Here is an 18,531-nt window from a genome sequence, read left to right on the forward strand (position 1 = left end):
AGAATTCAGGAGAATACAAACATGGCAGCTAAAGAAGTTATTTTCGGCGATTCCGCACGTGCAAAGATGGTAGAAGGCGTCAACATCCTCGCCAACGCCGTTAAAGTCACCCTGGGCCCTAAAGGCCGCAACGTGGTTCTGGAACGCTCCTTCGGCGCCCCGACCGTCACCAAGGACGGCGTATCGGTCGCTAAAGAGATCGAGCTGAAAGACAAGCTGATGAACATGGGCGCGCAGATGGTGAAGGAAGTCGCGTCCAAGACCTCCGACAACGCCGGCGACGGCACCACCACCGCAACCGTGCTGGCACAAGCCATCGTGCGCGAAGGCATGAAGTACGTGGCCGCCGGCATGAACCCGATGGACCTGAAGCGCGGCATCGACAAGGCTGTTGCAGCCACCGTTGAACAGCTGAAGGCCATCGCCAAGCCAACCACCACCTCCAAGGAAATCGCCCAGGTTGGCGCGATCTCCGCCAACTCCGAAACCTCGATCGGCGAGCGCATCGCTGAAGCGATGGAAAAAGTGGGCAAGGAAGGCGTGATCACCGTGGAAGACGGCAAGTCCCTGCACGACGAGCTGGACATCGTGGAAGGCATGCAGTTCGACCGCGGCTACCTGTCCCCGTACTTCATCAACAATCAAGAGAAGCAAGTTGCCGTGCTGGAGAACCCGTTCGTTCTGCTGTGCGACAAGAAGATCTCCAACATCCGCGATCTGCTGCCGGTACTGGAGCAAGTGGCGAAAGCCGGCCGTCCGCTGCTGATCATCGCCGAAGACATCGAAGGCGAAGCGCTGGCGACCCTGGTGGTCAACAACATCCGCGGCATCCTGAAGACCTGCGCAGTGAAAGCTCCTGGCTTCGGCGACCGTCGCAAGGCCATGCTGGAAGACATCGCCATCCTGACCGGCGGCCAGGTGGTGGCTGAAGAAGTCGGCCTGACCCTGGAAAAGATCTCCCTGGCAGAACTGGGCCAGGCCAAGCGCATCGAAGTGGGCAAGGAAAACACCATCGTCATCGACGGCGCCGGTGAAGCCTCCGCCATCGAAGGCCGCGTGAAGCAGATCCGCGTGCAGATCGAAGAAGCGACCTCCGACTACGACCGTGAAAAACTGCAGGAACGCGTGGCCAAGCTGGCCGGCGGCGTTGCCGTGATCAAGGTTGGCGCTGCCACCGAAGTCGAAATGAAAGAGAAGAAGGCCCGCGTTGAAGACGCCCTGCACGCAACCCGCGCTGCTGTGGAAGAAGGCATTGTTCCTGGCGGTGGCGTTGCCCTGCTGCGTGCCCGCGCTGCCCTGAACGTGAAAGGCGACAACGCCGACCAGGACGCAGGCATCAAGATCGTGCTGCGCGCGATGGAAGAGCCTCTGCGCATGATCGTCACCAACGCCGGCGAAGAAGCTTCGGTGGTTGTGAATGCTGTGATGGCCGGTACCGGCAACTACGGCTACAACGCTGCCAACGGCACCTACGGCGACATGGTGGAAATGGGCGTGCTGGACCCAGCCAAGGTGACCCGCTCTGCCCTGCAGAACGCGGCCTCCATCGCTGGCCTGATGCTGACCACCGACTGCATGGTGGCTGAGGTTGTCGAAGACAAACCAGCCGGCGGCATGGGCGGTATGGGTGGCATGGGCGGCATGGGCGGCATGGACGGCATGATGTAATCTGCCTCCAGCGCTCCAGGCTGATAAAAAGCCTGCAGGGTTTGCGCCCTGCAGGCTTTTTTTATTACGGCTGAGTGTTATTCTGACGCCACCATGGCCAATTCCCAATCAAGGTGACGAATCCGGTAATACAGTTCAGCGTCAGCTATCGGATGCGCGAGTACCTCGCCCTGGTGGCCGACCACGCACAGGCGGAATTGATTCTCCGGAAGCGCGCGGCGCGCAAGCCCTTGCGCCAGTTCGACTTGCTGATGGTGCGCGCAGCGCTGTGGGTCGTGGGCCCGCCGGTATTCCTTTACAAGAGATGGCGCATCGGCGATTGCCGCTTCGCGATCGACCACGAAGGCATCGTCCGCGATTCGAAAGCGGGACGCATGGCGGTGCCGTGGTCCGAGGTAATGCGAATCTTTGAATACCCCTCAGGCTACCTGATCATGAAGTCCCAGGGCGGCATGCCGATACCCCTGCGCTGCCTGTCTGGCGCGCAATGGCAGCAACTGAGAACCCTGGCGGCAGACAGGCTTCAGTAATCGAACTTCCTGCTGCGGGCGTTCTTGTCGAATTTTTTCTTTGGCAACGCCGCTTCGGCCGCCGCCGCTGCCGCAGCCTGGCGGCCGCGCTCCTCGGCGGCCAGGCGCCTCTCCTCCGCGCGCTGCGCGTACAGCAAGTCCATCTGCTTCTGCGACTCGTAGCGCTCGCGCAGTTCCTGGAACTGCACGCTCTGCTTCACCAGGGCCGCCAGCCATGCCAGCGCCAGCAGCCACAACACGAAGTTATAGCCGCTTTGCCAGGAGCTGTAGGCCATGTCGACCATTGGAAAAATCGGACGCGCCTGGGTCAGCGCACTCTGCCCGACAAAGGCGAGGAAAGCGGCCATCAGGCCGAGGATGACCGTGCCGGTCAGTTGGCGTTTCGCGTCATGCACCTGGGTGGCAAGTGCGGCTTGCAATTCTGATACGGAATTCATGGTACAGCGGTGGCCGATCGAAGAGAAAACAGTGCTGATTGTCTCATCAATTTTGCCGCATGGAAACTACCGATCGCTACCGGGCCCCGGCCGGCACGGCCGCGAAGTCTCCGTCTGGTAGTATGTGCGCACCTTTGACACGCTATTGAAGACGACCACACCATGAGCAAGCGCAGTACGACCAGGAATCCCGCCATCGCCGGCGCCATTGCCGGCATCCTGGCAGTGGCGCTTGGGGCGTGGTATCTGAAGGAGCAGCGCACCGAAACGGCAACCGCCGTGGTGAACGCGAAGCCGGCCGCCGCAGAAGCCGTCTCGCGCGAGCAGGCTGTCGAAAAGCTGATGGCCCTGCCCGAGCTGCTGGCCTGGGGCGCGAAGATCGAACAGCGCAGCGGCGGCAAGGTACGCGGCGCGCTGATCGAATACGATCCGGCGCCGCGCGATGTCGAAGGCACAGCGTATTACCAGTTCACCTTTGTCGAAAACGGCGAGGAATCCGTGCAGGCCTGGCAGAGCTTCCTCGTGTCCACCCAACGCGGCGATATCCTCGTGGAAGACGATATCAGCGGCGAGCTGCTCACGCTCGACCGCTGGCGCGAGGACAAGCAGCCGCTCCAGCGCGCCAGCGCGCAGTAAAGGAGATCCATGTACACGCTCTACTACGGCAAGGGCGGCGCCAGCCTCGCCATCCACGCAGCGCTCAAGGAAATCGGCGTGCCTTATGAACTGCTTGAAGTGGACCTGGAAGCGGGACAGCAGCGCAGCGAGGAATACCTGCGCCTGAACCCGGACGGCCGCGTGCCGACCATGCTCGTGGAGGGCAAGCCGCTGCGCGAAGCGGCCGCCCTGATGATGATCCTGGCAGATCGCCACCCGCACTCCGGCCTTGCTCCGGCTCCGGGTTCGCTGGCCCGCGCCGAGTGGACGGAGCTGATCGTGTGGATGGCCTGCAATATCGCTGCGCCCTTCCGCCAGTGGTTCTACCCGGGCGACATTGGCTGCAGCAAGGAGCGCACCGAAACAATGGACGCGCTGCGCAGCAAGATCGAGGCGGGATTCGCCGCACTGAATGCGCGCCTGGAAGCCGGTGGCCCTTACCTGCTGGGCGAGCAGTTCAGCGGCGCCGACCTGATGCTGGCCATGTATATGCGCTGGTCGCGCAATATGCCGCGCCCCGCCACCGAATGGCCGGCGCTGAAGCAGTATGCCGACATACTGCGTGCCCGCCCGAGCTGGCGCCATGTCAACGAAGTCGAAGCACTCACTGGATGGTAAAGATGTTCAAGAAGTTATTCGGCGCGAAGAAGTCCGCGCCCGCGGCAGCGTATGGCAAGGAAGAACTGAATATAGTCTACGCAATGCTGTTCTGCGACGATCTGCCGCAGGGCGGTAAAGATCTCTTCGGCGAGCAGCCGGACGTGCGCGTGGTCACCGCCATCGCGCAGGACGCCAATGAAGAAAGCCGCCTGCGCCTGCTGGCCGCGCGCTGGCTGCGTGCCAACGGGCATCCCGCGCCCGCGTCGACCATCCTCGGCGTGGTGGTCGAAGTGCCGCTGGAAGGCGGCCTCGATACCCTGGCCGCCTACACGGACGGGCGCGTGCGCTACATCAACCACACGGGCCGCCTTGCTGTCTACGAAGGCGCACCGGAAGATGTGGCGCAGCAGGCCAGGCTGCTGGTCGCGGCGGCGATTCCCGCTGCAGCCAGGGCCACGCCGACAACGCAACGCGGTGCGCGTCCGCCGGCGGGCACGGTGCGCTTCAGCTACCTCTCCACCGAAGGCTTGCGCGTGCGCGAAGGGGGCTTTGGCGACCTGGCGCGCGATCCACTGGCCGCGTCCGTGCTGGAAAATGCGCAGCAACTGCTGGACCTGATCGTCAAGCAGTCGAACGCACAGTAATCTGCTCCGCGGGTGTGCCCTGCACCCGCCCCACCCACCAGACGGCGAACAGCGTGCCGCAAGTGGCGAGCAAGCCATTGCTGCCGTAGCCCTCGATGCGTCCCGACGCTTCCGTGTGCAGCAGCAGGCCGCCCAGCAGGGCGCCCAGGCCCGTGCCGACCTGCTGCACGGCAGCGTTTGCGCTGAGGAAGGCGCCGCGCTTGTGCGGCTCGGGAATCGTGGTCAGCAGCGCCTGCAGCGGCACCGTGCGGCCGGACAGCGCCACCATGAAGAAGGGGAAGAAAGCCATCAGCGCCAGCAGCGGCCAATGCGGCAGGTGCGTGATCGTCAGGATCGGCAGCGCCGAAAACAGCGCCACGTAGCGGAACACGCGGTGCTTGCCGTCCCTGTCAGACCAGTTGCCGATCATCCTTGAGCTGAACAGCGTGGCCAGGCCGCCGCACAGATAGACCCAGGTCACGTCCGCCGGCGAAATGCCGAGATTCCCCACCAGCACGGGCGAAATGAAGGGAATCACCAGCATCCCGCTCAGCATCGTCACAAAGGTCAGCAGGAAGGCGCGCAGGTGCGCCGGCACGCGGAACATGGCAACCAGGTCGGGCAGCACGCGCGACAGGGGCGCCGCATGGCCCAGGTGCGCCGTCAGCGAAGGCAGCGCGCGCGCCGCGGCGATCCAGATCAGCATCGAGAACACCACCAGCAGATAGAAAGGCATCTGCCAGCCGAAGTGCGCGGCCAGCATGACGCCCAGCGGCACGCCTGCAATGGCCGCCATGCTGAAGGACGTCATCACCACGCCGGTCGCGGCGCCGCGCCGCTCCTGCGGAATCAGGTCGCCGATGATGGACATCACGATCGCGCCCAGCACGCCGCCCGTCAGTCCGGCAAAGGCCCGCGACAACACCAGCATGTGGAAATTCGGCGCCAGCGCACAGGCCAGGTTGGAAAGATTAAAGAGCAGGAAGACCGTCAGCAGCATGCTCTTGCGGTCGAAGCGGTCGATATAGGTCGCGGCCAGCAGGCCGGAAAGACCGGCGCACCAGGCGTAAGCCGACACGGCGCCCGATACCTGGGCGGCGCTGGCATCGAAGGCCCGCATCAGCTGCGGGGCCAGCGGCATCATCACCATGAAGTCCATGATGACGGTGAATTGCGTGAGCGCCAGCAGCCACAGGACGGCACGCTCACGTTGCGGAGCAAGGGGAATAGTCATTTAGGGCAGCTGATTGATCTCGTCGGCGGCACGTTTCAGGATAGCGCTAATTTGCGCGATGCGCTGGCGGGGCGCAGCGGCGTCCCTTGCACGCTGGTGCACGACTTCCTTCAGCGCATGCATCAGCATGCGGATATCGCCGCCGCCCTCGCCCGCTTCGGACAGGCGCGACACGAAGGCATCGACCATCTGGCGGTTCTCTTCTAGGAAGGCCAGGCCTTCAGGCGTGATCGTATGCAGCTTTTTATTGCCGTCCGGCGCTGCCGACACATGCCCCATGTCCAGCAGCATCGAGAGCAGCGGATAGATGGCGCCGGGGCTGGGCGTGTAGCCGCCCCCCGCGCGCTGCTCCAGTTCCTTGATGATTTCATAGCCGTGGCGCGGTTTCTCGGCGATCAGCTGCAGCACGACGTAGCGCATGGCGCCGGCGTCGAACATCCTGGGACCGCGTCCGCCGCCGCCGCCGCCGCGGTGGAAATGGTGGCCATGCATATGGGGATGGTGGTGCCCTCGGAAGAATTTGAACATGCTGAATTCCTTAAGATATATCGCAATAAGATATATCGTAAACTATTTCGGCAAAATAGCAAGGACGGGCCGCCGTCTCTCCGCACAATGTGAAATGGCGCATGGATGCAGCGCCGGCGGCCGCAGAGAATGGAAGCCATGGACACCTACATCAAACACGCCGCATTTTCCGGCCGCATCGTGATTCTGGGCCTTGGCAGCATGGTGGCCGCGTTCCCGCAGCTGCAGGATGTGGGCATCGATTATGCGTGGGGCGGCTTCGTGGACATCAGCATGAACCGCGCGCCCGATATCGGCCGCGCCGACAACAACATCTACTATATGCAGGGCTTTTCCGGCCATGGCCTGGCCTTCACCGGCATGGCGGGCCTGATCGTCGCGCAGGCGATCGCCGGGCAGGCCGAGTGCTTCGACCTCTTTTCGCGCGTCAGACACGCCGAGTTCCCGGGCGGCACGCTGTTCCGCACACCGGCCCTGGTGCTAGGGATGCTGTATTTCCAGTTGAAGGATATGTTGTGACGGCGCACAGACGGCGGATCAATGATCCGCCCTACGCGCCACGATAACGCGTGGTTTTATCGATTCCGCGCCAACGGCGTGCATAACGCGTGGTTTCATCGGTTCTGACGCCGACGGCGTGTAGGGCGGATCATTGATCCGCCGTGCATCCCGGCCTGCGGCTTAATTATCGAGGTGCGAAATCAGCAGCTTGCGGCTCTCCTGCACCACCCCATTCTGCTTCCGCTCCAGCACCAGCGAAGCATTCTGCTGATCCAGCGAAATCCCGACCGACAGGATATCGATCAGCAGCAGCTGCAGGATGCGCGAGATCATGGACAGGAAAGTCGAGCTGTCCTCGGTATGATCGACCGCCAGGCACACCGTAGCCTTCTTCGCCAGCGGCGACTGCGACGTGGTAATCGCAATCACATCCGCGCCCGAAGCGCGCGCCGCATCGACTGCCGACAGCAGCTCCGGCAACTTGCCCGAATTGGAAATCGCAATCACCACATCGCCCGGGCTCAGCAACTCCCCCGCCAGCGTGAACAGATGCGAATCCCCATACACCGCAGTCGGAATGCGGAAGCGGAAGAACTTGTGCTGGCCATCCAGCGCCACCACGCGCGAATTGCCCATCGCGTAGAACTCCACCTTCTTCGCCTTTGCCAGCATGGCGATGGCACGGTCCAGCGAGCGCACGTCCAGCTGGTCGCGGAACTTCAGGATGGCGGACACGGTATTGTCGATCACTTTCGCGCTCAGGTCGTGCGTGCTGTCGGACACGCGCACCTGGCTGTGGCGCACCGGAATCGCGCCCGTCAGCGACGAAGCAAACTTCAGCTTGAAGTCCGCCAGGCCCTGGAAGCCCAGCGAACGGCAGAAACGGATCACGGTCGGCTGGCTCACGTCCGCCAGGCGCGCGATATCGGCAATCGGCTCATTCAGCACGAGGCGTGGCTGCTCGATCACCAGCTGCGCCACGCGCTGCTCGGCCGGCGTCAGCTCGCTCTGCATCTGCTGCACGCGTTCCATCAACGTGTTCGCGCCAGTGCGGCCCCGCAGGTGTTCGGACAGGATCGTCGCCACGCCATAGAAGGCCGGATTCGGCGTCGTGATCACATAGGTCGGGATTTCCGCCAAATAGGACGAGAAACGGCCCTTCGCTTCAAAGCGCGTGCGGAACGGCGAAGTCCGGAACCACTCACCCATGCGCGGCACGATGCCGCCGCCGATGAAGATGCCGCCGAAGGAGCCCAGCGTCACCGCCAGGTTGGCCGCCGCCCCGCCCAGCATGGCGCAGAAGCACTCCAGCACCTCGGTGCACAACGGATCGTTGTCTTTCAGCGCACCGGCGATGATCTGCTGCGAAGTCAGGTCGCGCACATTCAGGCCGTTGCGGCGCGCCAGCGCGCGATAAATGATTTCCATGCCGGGACCGGAAATCAGGCGCTCATTGGACACGTGCGGCCATGTCTGCCACGCATACTGCAGGATCGCGTATTCGCGCTCGTCGGCCGGCGCGAAATTGGTGTGGCCGCCTTCCGAACCCAGGGTCACGTAGCCGTCCACGGTCGGAATCACGCCGGAGCAGCCCAGGCCCGTGCCCGGGCCGAGCACGCCAATCACCGACTGCTGCGCCGGTGCGCCGCCGCCGACCTGCATCAGGTCTTCGGCCTTGAAGCCGGGGATGGCCATGGCCAGCGCGGTAAAGTCGTTCACCACCAGCAGCGTGTGCAGGCCCAGTTCACGGCGCACTTCGTCGGTGGAGAATTGCCAGTCGCGGTTGGTCATGCGGATGTAATCGCCATGGACCGGATTGGCCAGCGCCAGTGCGCCGTGATTCAGGTTGATGTCGCCATGATCGGCAAGATAGTTGCGCAGCAACGGCACGATGCCCGTGAAGTCGTCGCACTGGAGCACGCGGACAGCCTTGAATTCGCCGGGCGCCGTTTGCAGCGCCAGGCGGGCGTGCGTGGCGCCGATGTCCGCCAGCAGGCGAGGACCGTCGGCAAAGGCGCCGCGGGTCGTTTTGGAGTCTGCCTCTACTTGTTTCATGGTGTCTTGTGTTTCTTGAGTTTTATTCAACAACGGCCGCAAGGATACCCGAAAAAACAAACCCCGTGCAGTGACGGGGTTTTCTTCTTACTTCGCGTAGCCGAACCAGGCGCCGTAACCCGGCAGCTTGACCTGCCCGTCCACCACCTCACCCGGCAGGCCGGGTTGCGCCAGCTTCTCCGCACCGGCCGCCTGCGGCAGCGATACTTCCACCGGCTGGGCGCCGAGATTAAATACGGCGATCACGCTGCGCTCACCCTCCAGGCTGCGCTGCAGCGCCAGCACCGGTTCCGGCACATCGAAGAAGACGATATCGCCGCGCGTCAGCTGCGGCATGGTCTTGCGCCAGGCGATCATGCGGCGGGCAAAGTTCAGCGGCGAATCCCGGTCCTCTTCCTGCGTGGACGCCGCGATCGCGATATGCTCCGGCGCCACCGGCAGCCAGGGCGTGCCTTTCGTGAAACCGCCGTTATCGTCCTGCGTCCAGGCGATCGGCGTGCGGCAGCCATCGCGGCCCTTGAACTCGGGCCAGAAGGTCTTGCCATACGGGTCCTGGATCAGTTCATAAGGCACGTCCGCCTCGCTGAAGGCCAGCTCGTCGCCCTGGTACAGGCAGGGCGTGCCGCGCAGCGACAGCTGCATGGCCAGCACCAGCCTGGCGAAGGCCGCCGGATTGGACTGCCCTTCCCAGCGCGTGACGACACGCGCCACGTCGTGATTGCCGACCGACCAGGAACCCCAGCCATCGATCACGCGCGCGCCGAAGTCCTCGACCTGCTTGCGGATATGGGCCGCGGTGTGCACGGCGGTCAGCAGGTTGAAGCTGTAGGCCAGGTGCAGCTTGTCGCCGCCTTCGGTGTATTCGGCCATCACTGCCAGCGAATCGTCCGCCCCCACTTCACCAATGGCGATAGCGCCGTATTCATCGAGCAGCTTGCGCAGCTTGACGAGGAAGGCCACGTTCTCCGGCTGGGTCTTGTCGTGGATGTGAGCCTGCATGCCGTAAGGGTTTACATCGCTGACGGTGGATGTATCGCGCACCAGCGCCGGCGGATTGCTCTTCAGCGAACGGTCGTGGAAGTGGAAGTTGCAGGCGTCCATGCGCACGCCGTCGACGCCGCGCTCCAGCCAGAAACGCAGCGCATCCAGGTGGGCTTGCTGCACTTCCGGATGGTGGAAGTTCAGGTCCGGCTGGCTGACGAGGAAGTTGTGCATGTAGTACTGCTTGCGGCGCGAATCCCACTGCCAGCTGGAGCCGCCGAACACGGACAGCCAGTTGTTGGGTGGGTTCCCGTCCGGCAGCGGATCGGCCCATACATACCAGTCGGCCTTTGGATTGTCGCGCGAAGAGCGGCTCTCCTTGAACCATGGGTGGTCTTCGGAAGTGTGGGACATCACCTGGTCGATCATGATCTTCAGGCCCAGGCTGTGCGCCTTGGCGATCATCACATCGAAATCGGCGAGGGTGCCAAAGAGAGGGTCGACATCGCAGTAGTCCGCAACGTCGTAGCCGAAATCGCGCATCGGCGACTTGAAGAAGGGCGAGATCCAGACGATGTCCACGCCCAGCCTGGCGATGTACTCCAGGCGCTCGGTAATGCCGGGCAGGTCGCCAACGCCGTCGCCATTGCTATCCTGGTAGCTGCGCGGATAGACCTGATAGATAATCGCCTCTTTCCACCACTCTTTGTTCATGTCGCTTCCTTAAAAGGTTCTGTAGATAATATACATGAACTTCAGCGTGGTCGCAACGTTGTGATTTCCTTTGTTTTCAAAGACTTAGCGTTTTTCGTCGTAGTCAAACTACAGCGCCGATCAAAGTTGTATTGCCAAGCCAGCGGGCATCGCATAGCATCGCGGCCATTATTTGAACGGGGAGACTACATGTCACAAAATGACTTGCAGCAGGGAAACGGGCCGTTACCGCGGCAGATCCCATACATCATCACCAACGAAGCCTGCGAGCGCTTCAGCTTTTACGGGATGCGCAACATCCTGACGCCATTCCTGATCAGCACCCTGCTGCTGTTCCTGCCGCAGCCTGACCGCGTGAGCGAAGCGAAACACATCTTCCACACCTTCGTGATCGGCGTGTACTTCTTCCCGCTGCTGGGCGGCTTCCTGGCTGACCGCTACTTCGGCAAATACAACACCGTGTTCTGGTTCTCGCTGATCTACTGCGCGGGCCACGCCTGCCTTGCGATCTTCGAGGACAACCTGAACGGCTTCTATCTTGGCCTGTTCCTGATCGCCTTCGGCTCGGGCGGCATCAAGCCGCTGGTGGCATCGTTTGTCGGCGACCAGTTCGACCAGACCAACAAGAAGCGCGCCAAGGTGGTATTCGACGCCTTCTACTGGTCGATCAACTTCGGCTCCTTCTTTGCGTCGCTGCTGATGCCGATCTTCCTGCGCGACCTCGGCCCGGCTGTCGCCTTCGGCATTCCAGGCATCCTGATGTTCATCGCGACGCTGGTGTTCTGGATGGGCCGCCGCAAATACGTGCACGTGCCGCCGGCCGCGCCGAATCCGGACTCCTTCACGCGCGTTGCGAAGACTGCGCTGGTCAGTCATGCTGCAGGCCAGGGCCGTCCGGGCCTGAACATGGCGCTGGTCGGTGTGATCGGCGCGCTTGGCTCGCTGGCCATGACGCCCAAGTGGGGCTTCGTCATCTCCGCCTGCACCGCACTGGTCCTGCTGCTGGCATTCGGCGGCTGGGGCACGTCCATGCAACTGGAACGAGCCCGCGGCAAGCATTCCGATGAAGCCGTGGACGGCGTGCGTGCCGTGCTGCGCATCTTCATCGTGTTCGCGCTGGTGACGCCGTTCTGGTCCCTGTTCGACCAGAAGGCATCGACCTGGATCGTGCAGGCCAACGACATGGTCCACCCGACCTATGAAATCCTCGGCTACTCCTTCAGCTTCGTGCCGGCGCAAATGCAGGCGCTGAATCCCCTGCTGGTGATGCTGCTGATCCCCTTCAATAACTTCGCCCTGTTCCCGCTGCTGCGCCTGATCGGCATCGAACCGACGGCGCTGCGCCGCATGGGCGCCGGCATCTTCATCTCCGCGCTTTCCTGGCTGGTGATCGGCACCATCCAGGTTGTGATGGACGGCGGCACGCCCGTGTCGATGGCCTGGCAGATCCTGCCCTATGCCCTGCTGACGCTGGGTGAAGTGCTGGTCTCCGCCACCGGCCTGGAATTCGCCTACTCGCAAGCGCCGGCATCGATGAAGGGCACCATCATGTCGCTATGGTACCTGGCGGTCACCGTCGGCAACCTGTGGGTGCTGATCCTGAACTCCAGCGTGAAGAACGAAGCCGTATCGGCCTACATCGCCAGCACCGGCTTCTCCGTGATGGCCTTCCAGATGTATTTCTTCGCCATCTTCGCCGCCCTCGCCGCCGCAGTCTTCGCCTGGTACGCCATCCGCTACCGCATGGTCGACAACTACCGCGCCGAGTCCGAGCCCAACGCCTGCTACAGCCCCAACCAGCCCGTCGCCCAGAAAGCCTGAGGCTCACTCAAACCCACAGCCAAAAAACAGGTGTCAGGCACAATGTGCCTGACACCAGATTCACGCCTTTCGTTTTTCCGGAAATCCGCACGATGGGCGGATGGATTTCCGGAAATCCGCCGGAAAGCGTAGTGGAGCCGAGGCTCTGCGGCAGCGCATCAATCGAAATAAATCAAACACTTGAGTGTATTCCAGGCGACTGGCACGGTTTCTGCTCATTAGGCTGCCAACTATAACCAGTTGGAGACACTGATATGTCCAAATTCCGCCTGCTGTCCGCTGCCATCGTGGCCGCCTTCGCCGCCAACTCCGCACAAGCACAGGACGTCGTCCGCCTCGGCAACCTGAAATTCGCACACTATGGCGCCGTTTCCTACATCAAGGAGATCGCACCGAAGTGCGGCATCAAGGTCGTGGAGCACGTGTTCGCGAAAGGCCCGGACGTGATGCAAGCCATTCTCGCCGGTGAGCTGGACGTCGGCGCCACCGCATCCGAAGCCGCGATCCAGGGCCGTGCCAACGGCGCGCCCATCTTCGTGGTAGCCGGTTTCGCCAAGGGCGGCGCGCGCCTGGTCGCGCGCCCCGACAGCAATATCAAATCGATCAAGGACCTGAAGGGCAAGAAGGTCGGCGTCACCCGTGGCGGCATTCATGAAGTGCTGCTGGCCGCCGAACTGTCCCAGGCCGGACTGACCTACTCCGACCAGCCGGGCAAGGATGTGCAACTGGTCTTCCTGGCCTTCGCTGACCTGAACCAGGCCCTGCTCGGCAAGAACCTGGACGCGATCATGCAGTCCGAGCCCCAGTCCTCGCAGGCCATCAACAAGGGCTTCGGCGTGGAAGTGATGAAGCCCTACGACACGCCGATCGGCGAGCCGGTACGCACCATGGTCATGAGCGAGATGTTCTATAACGAGAAGCGCCCCGTCGCCGCCAAGTTCATGAAGTGCTTCGTGCAGGCCACCAAGACCTTCATCGACGACAAGGCCGTCGCCGAAAAATACGTGCGCGAGTCCATCTTCAAGAACCAGATCACGGCCGACGATTTCCAGGACGCGATCAGCAATTCGCCCTACACCTACGACATCACACCGAAGCATATCCAGGTCACGACCGACGTGATGGGCAAGAGCGGCGTGGGCAAGATGCGCAAGCCGCCGGTGGCAACGGAGTGGGTCAAGACCGACCTGCTGGACGAAGCCAAGAAAAGCCTGAACATCAAGTAAGGAGACCGGCATGAGCAAACAGAAATGGCGGGAGATCGGCGCGGGCGCCATCGTCCCGGTACTCCTGATCGCACTGTGGCAGGCCGCTTCCGGCATGGGCTACATCAATCCGCAGGTGCTGCCGTCGCCGCTGGCGGTGGTGCAGAAGTGGATCGAATACCTGCTGCCGCTGCAGCCGTACGACCCGGCTGCATCCTCGTGGCTGGCCTGGGCTTTTTCCGGTGAGCTGATTGGCGACACCTTGTCCAGCATGTACCGCGTGCTGGTGGGCTTTGCTGTCGGCGCCGGCCTGGCCCTGCCTTTCGGCCTGGTGATGGGTTCCTCGCAGCGCATGTACGCCTGGCTGAATCCCCTGCTGCAGGTGCTGCGCCCGATTCCGCCGATCGCCTACATTCCGCTGGCCATCCTGTGGTTCGGCCTCGGCAACGCGCCGGCCGTGTTCCTGATCGCGCTGGGCGCCTTCTTCCCCGTGCTGATGAACACCATCGCCGGCGTGCGCCAGGTGGACGGCATCTATGTGCGCGCCGCGCGCAATCTCGGCGTGAGCCAGCGCACGATGTTCGTGCGCGTGATGCTGCCGGCGGCCGTGCCTTACATCCTGTCCGGTGTGCGCATCGGTATCGGCACCGCCTTCATCGTGGTGATCGTGTCCGAAATGATCGCCGTGAACAACGGGCTCGGTTTCCGCATCCTCGAAGCGCGCGAGTACTTCTGGTCGGACAAGATCGTGGCCGGCATGATTTCCATCGGCCTGCTCGGCCTGGCCATCGACATCGGCATGAACAAACTGAATAACCATTTGCTGCGCTGGCACCGCGGCCTGGAGAATTGATCCATGAGCGCTACCCATATCGACGTCAAGGGCGTCAACAAGGTGTTCAAGACCGACAGCCGCGAAGTGATCGCGCTGAAGGACATCAAGCTGCAGATCCCGCAGGGCCAGTTCGTCTGCCTGCTGGGTCCCTCGGGCTGCGGCAAGTCGACGCTGCTGAATGCCATCGCCGGCTTCTCCCTGCCGTCCAGCGGCGAGATCACGGCGGACGGCCAGCTGATTACCGGTCCCGGTCCTGATCGCGGCATGGTGTTCCAGGAATACGCGCTGTTCCCATGGATGACCGTGGAGAAGAACATCGCCTTCGGCCTGGAGATCAAGGGCATGGCCAAGGCGGAGATCGATGCGCGCGTATCGCAGCTGCTTGCGATGCTGTCGCTGAGCGACTTCCGCCACCGCTTCCCGAAGGACCTCTCCGGCGGCATGCGCCAGCGCGTGGCGATTGCCCGCGTGCTGGCCCTCGACTCGCCCATTATGCTGATGGACGAACCCTTCGGCGCGCTGGACGCCCTCACCCGCCGCAACCTGCAGGACGAGTTGCTGCGCATCTGGTCAGAGCTGAAAAAGACCATCATCTTCGTCACGCACAGCATCGAGGAAGCGATCTACATGGCCGACCGCATCATTGTGATGACCTATCGTCCCGGCACGGTCAAGCGCGACATGATGATCGAGCTGCCGCGCCTGCGCGACCCGTCGTCATCCGAGTTCAACGCCCTGAAGCGCGAGCTTGGCATGCTGGTGATGGAAGAGCAGCAACGCCACCACAACGACGAAATGCGCCTCGCCGCCGTCGACTAAACCTTGGGGTCAGATCCGACATTCGGACACGAGCTCTACCATGGCGAGCTTGAACTGAAGCCGAATCGCGAATCTGCCCCATCATCCGCAGCCGCATTTTTTCGCGAATTTACCGCGTCGGCGGTGTGGCTTCATTCTGCGCCGGCGGCTGTGCTCGTGTCCGAATGTCGGATCTGACCCCAGGGTGCGGGATAGAATCTAGGTATGCGCATCAAATCAGCCCTCATCCTGTTGTCCGCCCTGGCATTGGTTGCTGCCGCCTACGTTGTGGGGGCGCAGAGGGCGCAGTATGATTCGCTGGCGCAGGGGCAGCGCCAGTTGCAGCTGATGGCGCCGGAGCTGCAGTCGGTGCTGGAGCGCTTCGAGACCCTGCCTTTCGTCCTCGGCCAGCAGTCCGATCTGACCTACGCCCTCGCTCATCCGGACGATCCCCAGGCCATCGCGCGCCTGAATCAGACGCTGCAAACCATCCAGCGCCAGGCCAGGGTCGGCGCGCTCTACCTGATGGACCGCAGCGGCCTGACCATCGGCGCCAGCAACTGGGACGAGCCGCTGGGCTTCGCCGGCAAGAACTTCCGCTACCGTCCCTACTTCAAGGAAGCCATCCAGGGCCGCGCGGGACGCTTCTACGGCATCGGCACCAATACCGGCGAGCCGGGCTACTTCATCGCGCAGCCGGTGTACCGCAATGGCAGCGCGGGCGGCCCGATCGCGGGCGTGATCACGGTGAAGATCAGCCTTTCCGAATTCGAACATAACTGGCGCAACAGCGACGAACCCATTCTGCTGGCGGACCGCGCCGGCGTCATCTTCCTCGCCAACCGCCCTGAGTGGCGCTATCACAGTCTGCGACCACTGGACCCGGCCACGCAGGCCGAGCTGGCAAGCACGCAGCAGTACATGGGCAAGGACATCACGCCGCTGCCGCACCAGCCGGGGCCCGTGGCCACGCGTGGCGTCGGACGCCTGGGCTGGGAACTGGCGCTGTTCCCGAACCAGTCGCGCGTGGTGCGCATCGGCGTCTACTGGGCGCTGGCCACGGCGCTGCTGCTGGTGTGCGGCTTCGCGTCCTACTGGGCACTGCACCAGCGCCGGCGACGCATGGAAGAGAAAGTGGCGTCCGCGCGCGAACTGGAAAGCCGCATCGCCGAGCGCACGCACCAGCTGCGCGAGACCAACCAGAATCTCGAATACAAGTATACGAAGCTGCAGGAGACGGAAAAAATGCTGCGCTCCACGCAGAATGAGCTGGTCCAGGCGGGCAAGCTGGCCATGCTGGGACAGATGGCGGCCGGCATGACGCATGAACTGAACCAGCCGCTCGCGGCGATCCGCGCCTTTGCCGATAATGCCCGCACCTTCCTGGCACGTGGCCAGTCCGAACAGGCTGCGGGCAACCTGTCCCATATCAGCGACGCGGCCGCGCGCATGGGCGCCATCATCAGCCAGCTGAAAGGCTTCGCGCGCAAGGACGAAACCATTACCCAGGTCGATCTGGCGCGTGCGGCGCGCGCCTCGGCCTTCCTGCTGGAGAGCGATTTCCGGCACCGCGATGTCTCGCTCGAGATCAACACCGGCGACGAGCAGGTGCTGGTGGCCGGCGATACGGTCCGCATCGAACAGGTGCTGATCAACCTGATTCGCAATGCATTGGATGCGGTCGAAGGCGCGCAGACGCGGCGCGTATGCGTCTCGCTGGACCGCGCGGAGGGACAGGGCATCGTGCGCATTCGCGACACGGGTCCCGGCATTCCGGACGATGTGGCGGCGCATCTGTTCGAGCCGTTTTTCACGACCAAGCCGACCGGTAAAGGCCTGGGGCTTGGCCTGGCGATTTCCTCGTCCATCGTGCAGGCCATGAACGGCCAGCTCACGGCGCGCAACCGCGACGACGGCGGCGCGGAATTCGAGGTACGCTTTCCACTGATGAATGAAGGAGCACAAGAGTGAGCGCTTTGCAGGCGATCCTGGTTGAAGACGAAGCCACGCTGCGGCTGGCCACGGCGCAGACGCTGGAGCTGGGCGGCTTTGCCGTGCAGGCTTGCGCGAGCGCGGAGGAGGCTTTGTCCCTGCTGCGCGCGGACTTTGGCGGCGTGGTCGTGACCGATGTGCGCCTGCCCGGGCAGTCCGGCCTTGAGCTGCTGGCGCAGGTGGTGGCGCTGGATGCCGAGTTGCCCGTCATCGTAGTCACCGGCCACGGCGACGTGAGCATGGCGGTGGCTGCAATGCGCGCGGGGGCTTATGACTTCATCGAGAAGCCTTTCTCGTCCGATCGCCTGATGGACGCGGTGAAGCGCGCGCAGGAGCGCCGCTCTCTCGTGCTGGAAAACCGCTCCCTGCGCACGGCGCGGGCCCTGCATCCGGACATGCCGGACCTGATCGGCCGCTCGCAGGCGATCGAGCATCTGAAGGTCGTGGTGCGCAATGTGGCGCCGGCGGGCGTGGATGTATTGATCAATGGCCAAACGGGTACCGGCAAGGAGGTGATGGCGCGCCTGCTGCACTCGGCCAGCGGACGCAAGGGCAACTTCGTCGCGATCAATTGCGGCGCGCTGCCGGAGTCCGTGTTCGAGAGCGAGATTTTCGGTCATGAACCGGGCGCGTTCACCGGTGCGCAGAAGCGCCGCATCGGCAAGCTGGAATTCGCCAATGGCGGGACCGTGTTCCTGGACGAGATCGAGAGTATGCCAATGTCGCTGCAGGTGAAGCTGCTGCGCGTGCTGCAGGAGCGCCGCCTGGAACGCCTGGGCGGGAACGAGGGCGTACCGCTGGATGTGCGCGTTGTGGCGGCCAGCAAGTCGGACTTGCTTGCTTTGAGCGCGCAGGGGCAGTTTCGCGAGGATCTCTATTACCGGATAGGCGTGGTCACCATCGATTTGCCCCGGCTGCGCGACCGGCGCGAGGATATTCCACTGCTGCTGGCACACTTCACGCGCGAGGCGGCGCAGCGCTATCAGCGCCCCCTGCCGGAGTGGACGCCGGAGCAGATGGCGTCCTGGCAGGCGGCGGATTGGCCAGGCAATGTGCGCGAGCTGCGCAATTTCGCCGAGCGCCTGACACTGGGACTTGTCGCCGCCACCACGCCGCCCGCGAATCCGCCGCCGGCGGCGCCGGGGCGGCGACGACGCCAACTGCCGCCGGCGCCCTCCCCCAGCTCGTCGACTCCTACGAGCGCGACCTGATCCTGCGCGCGCTGGCTGCGGCGGACAATAACGTCTCCCTGGCCGCCGACCGCCTGCTCGTCCCGCGCAAGACTCTGTACGACAAACTGAAGAAATACCAGATCACACCCAAGTCCAAACCGTAGTATTGCTACACCAGTT

15 protein-coding genes and 2 pseudogenes are annotated in these 18,531 nt (G+C 63.3%); 12 read left to right on the forward strand and 5 right to left on the reverse strand.

The window, feature by feature from the left end; all coding sequences use genetic code 11:
• Positions 1–21 precede the first annotated feature (21 nt).
• Together groL and ACHMW6_RS28295 are read left to right on the forward strand one after the other, a co-directional pair.
• Positions 22–1,668 carry a chaperonin GroEL gene (groL, locus tag ACHMW6_RS28290; RefSeq protein ID WP_395401937.1) on the forward strand — a complete coding sequence of 549 codons (1,647 nt, stop codon included), beginning with the start codon at positions 22–24 and terminating at the stop codon, positions 1,666–1,668.
• Positions 1,669–1,820: 152 nt separating this feature from the next.
• Positions 1,821–2,198, forward strand: coding sequence for a YcxB family protein (locus ACHMW6_RS28295; RefSeq protein ID WP_395401939.1), 378 nt, complete (start codon positions 1,821–1,823; stop codon positions 2,196–2,198).
• Here the strand turns inward: ACHMW6_RS28295 and ACHMW6_RS28300 are convergent.
• Positions 2,192–2,635 carry a hypothetical protein gene (locus ACHMW6_RS28300; RefSeq protein WP_395401941.1) on the reverse strand — a complete coding sequence of 148 codons (444 nt, stop codon included), beginning with the start codon at positions 2,633–2,635 and terminating at the stop codon, positions 2,192–2,194. The two genes, ACHMW6_RS28295 and ACHMW6_RS28300, sit on opposite strands and share 7 nt — an antisense overlap.
• Before the next feature lie 162 nt (positions 2,636–2,797).
• On the opposite strand from ACHMW6_RS28300, the gene ACHMW6_RS28305 reads away from it, so the two are divergent.
• The 3 genes from ACHMW6_RS28305 to ACHMW6_RS28315 are packed head-to-tail and all read left to right on the forward strand — an operon-like array spanning position 2,798 to position 4,536.
• Positions 2,798–3,271, forward strand: a complete 474-nt coding sequence (locus ACHMW6_RS28305; RefSeq protein WP_395401943.1) for a hypothetical protein — start codon at positions 2,798–2,800, stop codon at positions 3,269–3,271.
• Between the two features lie 9 nt (positions 3,272–3,280).
• Positions 3,281–3,910 (forward strand): glutathione S-transferase family protein, encoded by a 630-nt coding sequence (locus ACHMW6_RS28310; protein WP_395401944.1) that lies wholly within the window; start codon positions 3,281–3,283, stop codon positions 3,908–3,910.
• A gap of 2 nt (positions 3,911–3,912) precedes the next feature.
• Entirely contained in the window at positions 3,913–4,536 is a 624-nt protein-coding gene (locus ACHMW6_RS28315) for a hypothetical protein (RefSeq protein ID WP_395401946.1), read from the forward strand.
• Here the strand turns inward: ACHMW6_RS28315 and ACHMW6_RS28320 are convergent.
• Together ACHMW6_RS28320 and ACHMW6_RS28325 are read right to left on the reverse strand one after the other, a co-directional pair.
• Positions 4,514–5,749, reverse strand: a complete 1,236-nt coding sequence (locus ACHMW6_RS28320; protein WP_395401948.1) for an MFS transporter — start codon at positions 5,747–5,749, stop codon at positions 4,514–4,516. The genes ACHMW6_RS28315 and ACHMW6_RS28320 overlap by 23 nt on opposite strands.
• Positions 5,750–6,277: a PadR family transcriptional regulator gene (locus tag ACHMW6_RS28325; RefSeq protein WP_395401950.1), complete on the reverse strand. Its 528-nt coding sequence runs from the start codon at positions 6,275–6,277 to the stop codon at positions 5,750–5,752.
• 201 nt (positions 6,278–6,478) lie between these two features.
• Between ACHMW6_RS28325 and ACHMW6_RS28330 the strand changes: the two are divergent.
• Positions 6,479–6,796, forward strand: a pseudogene (locus ACHMW6_RS28330) (FAD-dependent oxidoreductase); the annotation flags it as partial.
• A 162-nt stretch (positions 6,797–6,958) separates the two neighbouring features.
• On the opposite strand, the gene ACHMW6_RS28335 reads toward ACHMW6_RS28330, so the two are convergent.
• Entirely contained in the window at positions 6,959–8,833 is a 1,875-nt protein-coding gene (locus ACHMW6_RS28335; RefSeq protein ID WP_395401952.1) for a glucokinase, read from the reverse strand.
• Positions 8,834–8,920: 87 nt separating this feature from the next.
• Entirely contained in the window at positions 8,921–10,528 is a 1,608-nt protein-coding gene (locus tag ACHMW6_RS28340; RefSeq protein WP_395401954.1) for an alpha-glucosidase, read from the reverse strand.
• A gap of 189 nt (positions 10,529–10,717) precedes the next feature.
• Here ACHMW6_RS28340 and ACHMW6_RS28345 point away from each other — a divergent pair, with 189 nt between their 5' ends.
• The 6 genes and pseudogenes from ACHMW6_RS28345 (at position 10,718) to ACHMW6_RS28370 (ending at position 18,515) form a co-directional block, all read left to right on the forward strand.
• Positions 10,718–12,349, forward strand: a complete 1,632-nt coding sequence (locus ACHMW6_RS28345; protein ID WP_395401956.1) for an oligopeptide:H+ symporter — start codon at positions 10,718–10,720, stop codon at positions 12,347–12,349.
• 254 nt (positions 12,350–12,603) lie between these two features.
• On the forward strand, positions 12,604–13,575 hold the full coding sequence (locus tag ACHMW6_RS28350) for an ABC transporter substrate-binding protein (protein ID WP_395401958.1): 972 nt from the start codon (positions 12,604–12,606) through the stop codon (positions 13,573–13,575).
• Positions 13,576–13,585: 10 nt separating this feature from the next.
• A complete protein-coding gene (locus ACHMW6_RS28355) occupies positions 13,586–14,407 on the forward strand; it encodes an ABC transporter permease (RefSeq protein WP_395401960.1) in 822 nt (273 codons plus the stop codon).
• 3 nt (positions 14,408–14,410) lie between these two features.
• Positions 14,411–15,208 (forward strand): ABC transporter ATP-binding protein, encoded by a 798-nt coding sequence (locus ACHMW6_RS28360; protein WP_395401962.1) that lies wholly within the window; start codon positions 14,411–14,413, stop codon positions 15,206–15,208.
• Between the two features lie 204 nt (positions 15,209–15,412).
• Positions 15,413–17,158 (forward strand): ATP-binding protein, encoded by a 1,746-nt coding sequence (locus ACHMW6_RS28365; RefSeq protein WP_395401964.1) that lies wholly within the window; start codon positions 15,413–15,415, stop codon positions 17,156–17,158.
• A pseudogene (locus tag ACHMW6_RS28370) lies at positions 17,155–18,515 on the forward strand (sigma-54-dependent transcriptional regulator). The gene ACHMW6_RS28365 and the pseudogene ACHMW6_RS28370 overlap by 4 nt, the downstream one beginning before the upstream one ends.
• The last annotated feature ends 16 nt before the right edge of the window (positions 18,516–18,531 follow it).

Origin of the sequence: Pseudoduganella sp. UC29_106 (assembly GCF_044055365.1) — a bacterium.
Classification (GTDB): Bacteria; Pseudomonadota; Gammaproteobacteria; order Burkholderiales; family Burkholderiaceae_D; genus Rugamonas.